The organism is Dorea sp. (assembly GCF_977044405.1).
The window spans coordinates 1-3,838 of the sequence record NZ_CDRRQK010000052.1 but is presented as its reverse complement, the minus strand read 5'-3'; the positions used below and the strand labels follow the sequence as shown (position 1 = coordinate 3,838).

Below are 3,838 nucleotides of genomic sequence, written 5' to 3'. Positions count from 1 at the left end.
GAGAATACCTATCAGATTACATTTATCTTAAGCGGTACGGAGGCAAAAGGCTCCATGGCAGCAAAGACGGTCAATTACACGGAAAATGTAACACTTCCAAAATGCGGATTCACATGCAAAGGCCACTCCTTTAAGAGATGGTACACCGTGGATAAGAAGGGCAAGAAGACTTATTACTCTGACCGGCAGAAGGTGTCGAAGCTGACCGATGTGAATGGAGGCGTTGTGACACTCTATCCGGAATGGGAGGCAAATGTGTACAATGTTACATTTGACTATGGTGACGGAAGAGCGAAGACAGTTAGAAAGACCAAATACGGTGATAAATACCAGTTCCCGTCAGATCCGACTCGTTACGGCTGGGAGTTCAAAGGCTGGAAAAAAGAAGGATCCAACACAGCATTTGACATGAGTACGAAAGAGCTGCAGCTTCAGGACGCAAAAAATATTACCTTATACGCAAGCTGGAAAGCAAATTCTTATTATATTTACCAGCCATCGGATTATGGAAACACTTACCGGGTGAATGATGATGGCAAGACGGCAAAATTCACCTTCTATGTAGACGGAAATCAGACGAAAGTGCCGACAACCGGAGATACTGGACAGGATCCGGCAGTTTATCATATGAATATGACCAATCTTTCCTACGATGCGATCCACCAGAATTTCTCATCTATGGAGGTCATGGTGCTGTATAGGACTAAGAAAATTAAAGATGGTTATTCGGATCTTAAGATTTCTTATCATACAAGATCTGACAATAAAGATCATAATGACTGGCAGGTTCACACCGAGGATCTGGATAAGAATAATGGTAAGATGAGAATATGTGATTACTATCTGATGGTTGACGGTAAAATTGATGTAGACAGCCTGACATTGGAATTTGACGCTCACGGAGATAAAAGAGATGAATACGATCTTAGTAGTCTGAGTGTGTATGTATTTTTCAGATAAGAGGGGGGAAGAGCAGATGAGAGAAAAAGCAGGAAAAAATAAAATACTTATTGTCATTATCATCTGTCTGTGTGCGGTCATCATTGCGGGATTGATTTATTTCCTGAAATTGAAAGGAGGTTCAGATTCGGCTTTTAAGCCGGATCTGGATCCAAATGCAAAGACGCAGACGGCAGACGATACCGGGGAAAAGCCGACAGGAATCCGGATACCGGGCTATCCGACCATTACGATCGAGGCAGACAAAAAAGACGTGCAGATGAACCTGATGAATCCGGAAGGAAACCCATGTTACTTTACATTTGAAATCGTGCTTAACGACACAGATGAGACGATTTACACATCGAAGATGGTGGAGCCGGGGAAGGCGATTACAGAGGTGGCATTAGAGAAGGCACTTGCAGCGGGAGAATATCCGGCGACCATCAAGATTACGACCGCATCACTCACCGATGGTTCCGCCATGAACGGGGCAAATGTAGAGACGACAATCATTGCACAGTAACGGGAGGGAGAACGATGAAAAAGAGAAGTATAAGAACAGGAATTCTTTTTGCACTACTGACTCCGGTGCTGTTAATATGTGCAGAAAATCCAATCTATGCAGCCACCACCCAGACGGCGGGAAGCGCGACAGTCAGTTATCATGTGGACCCGGCTTACCAGGTGACGATCCCGGTAGATACAAGCATGCGGTTCAATGAGACAGAAACCTCTTACGGGAACATTGTAGTAGAGCAGGCGCAGATTGAGGATGGAAAATGTATCCAGGTGTCATTGTTATCTGATCTTAACTTAAAGAATTCTAACAATTCAAAGGCAGTGATTCCTTATCAGATTTTGGCGCAGGATGAGACGGGAAGCCGGCCATTTACATCAGCGCAGTATACAAAAGCCGGGGAAGTGACACCTCTTACTATCGCGATTAAAAAAGAAGACTGGAAGAAAGCGGCGGCCGGAGAGTACGCAGATACGGTGACATTTACGATATCATACGTGGACAAAAGTGAGTAAGGGGGCGTGCATATGAGGAAAAAGACAGAAAAATTGGATATCATTGTGGATAAAAAGACTGTCCGCATTACAACGGCAGTGTTTGTGACAGTGATGACTATGCTGGCTGCAATCGCAGCGATGTTTTTTATGACCATGTCCGTTCTGGCAGCAGATGCAGGAAGCTCATCGAATTCCCAGAGCACCATCAGTACAACCGTGCCGGACTCCCATAATATCCGTGTGGAAAAAAGTCACGCAGATGTAGTGATAGAAGGGGAAGAAGATCAGACGGAAGGCAACATAGATAACTTTGTTGTGGATCGTTTTGCCGAGCCGAAGATACGGATCACACCGGAAGAAGGATGGAAGGTTTCAAGGATTCTTCTGAACGGGGAAGACGTTACGGAACAGTTCCAGGACGGATATCTGACACTGGAAGAAGTCTGCGAGGATACGACACTGGTCATTGAGACAGCAGAAGATACCAGCGGCGGCGAAAGCAAAGACCCGGGCAAAGATAAGGATAAAGGAACACCGGGCGGTGGAAACGGACAGGACTCGGGCAAGAAAACTCCGATGAATAAGCTGAAGAACCGGATGGCAGCAGTCACAGGAGATGAAGCAAGACCGATGCTTTATGTGCTGGCAGCAATTGCAGCGGCAGTTGTAATCAGTGTGACGGTTATAAGAAAGCGGAGAAGATAAAAAGTTTAACGAAAATTTAACAGATAAGGGAGTGTCTGATTTATGCAAATTATGTAAAATAGGCACTTCATTTGTTGCTTGAAAAGCTCTGTACCAGATTGCATTTTACGCTGAAAAAGGTACATTTCGCGCTGGCAGGAAAAGACATATAGTAATCATGGTAAAATATTGAAATATATGGAGAAAAATTGGGAAAATATAAAGGAGGAACAAGAAGATGAAAAAAATGACCCGGGTCATTGTATTTATTATGGCTGCGATTATGGTGCTGAGTATGGCTCCACAGCAGGCAAATGCGGCAGATAATATTACAAAAAGTACAGTGGCGGATAGTGTGACGATCAACAACTGGCATGAGGCAAATGCCCTTGATGACAGTACGAAAAATGTGGGACGCATATGGACGGACAAATCTGTATCCACAGGGAACATCACACTTACAAGTAGACAGAACGATTCGCAATCAGCCACAATAACGAAAAGTACAAATTCTGATTTCCTGGTAGGACTTTCTGCGCTTTCCTCCACTGCAAAAATAGTAGGACAGACAACAGTCCCACTGGATATTGTGCTGGTACTGGACGTATCAGGAAGTATGAACGATCCTGTTGGACAGACAGACAGTACGAAACGGATAAAACGGCTTAAAGAAGCCGTGAATGAGTTTATTGACAGTTCCGCAAAGGAAAATGATAAAAGAGCTGATGCGAATAAACAGAGCCGGATTGCAGTTGTAAAATTTGCTGGAGAAGAGAGTGACAAGATTGGAAATGAACAATATCGTAAGGGTCAATATTGGTACAATTATACGCAGATTGTCAGTGAATATAAGGCATATACGAGTAGTGATAAAGCAGAATTGCAAGAAAAGGTGAACGCACTCGAGTCGGCTGGCGCTACTTTAGCAGATAATGCTATGAATCTGGCACAGAAGCTTGTAAATCAAAGCAAAACTGATGAAGCAGATAACACGAATCGAAAAAATGTAAAGCGCGTAGTCATATTTTTTACAGATGGAGTGCCGACAAGCTATAACGAATTTGATGAAGGTGTAGCAAAAAGCGCAATAAAATCAGCAAACTCAATAAAGAAAGATGCGGATATTTATACAATTGGTATATTTGCCAATGCAGATGCAAAGATCACAGGACATACAGGATCTGGAGAATGGACGGAT

The 3,838-nt window shown here is 43.6% G+C and carries 5 protein-coding genes; all 5 read left to right on the top strand.

Features of this window, described 5'->3' with window-relative positions; translation table 11 throughout:
* Positions 1-960: InlB B-repeat-containing protein (locus ACWJAF_RS13735; RefSeq protein WP_448864686.1), on the top strand; the 960-nt coding region annotated here is incomplete at its 5' end.
* A 16-nt stretch (positions 961-976) separates the two neighbouring features.
* Complete coding sequence (locus ACWJAF_RS13730; protein ID WP_448864684.1) at positions 977-1,465, top strand: hypothetical protein; 489 nt, start codon at positions 977-979, stop codon at positions 1,463-1,465.
* 14 nt (positions 1,466-1,479) lie between these two features.
* Entirely contained in the window at positions 1,480-1,974 is a 495-nt protein-coding gene (locus ACWJAF_RS13725) for a hypothetical protein (RefSeq protein ID WP_118447589.1), read from the top strand.
* A gap of 12 nt (positions 1,975-1,986) precedes the next feature.
* A complete protein-coding gene (locus ACWJAF_RS13720) occupies positions 1,987-2,661 on the top strand; it encodes a hypothetical protein (RefSeq protein WP_448864681.1) in 675 nt (224 codons plus the stop codon).
* 217 nt (positions 2,662-2,878) lie between these two features.
* Positions 2,879-3,838, top strand: a 960-nt coding sequence (locus tag ACWJAF_RS13715; protein WP_448864679.1) for a vWA domain-containing protein, incomplete at its 3' end; no start/stop codon positions are given.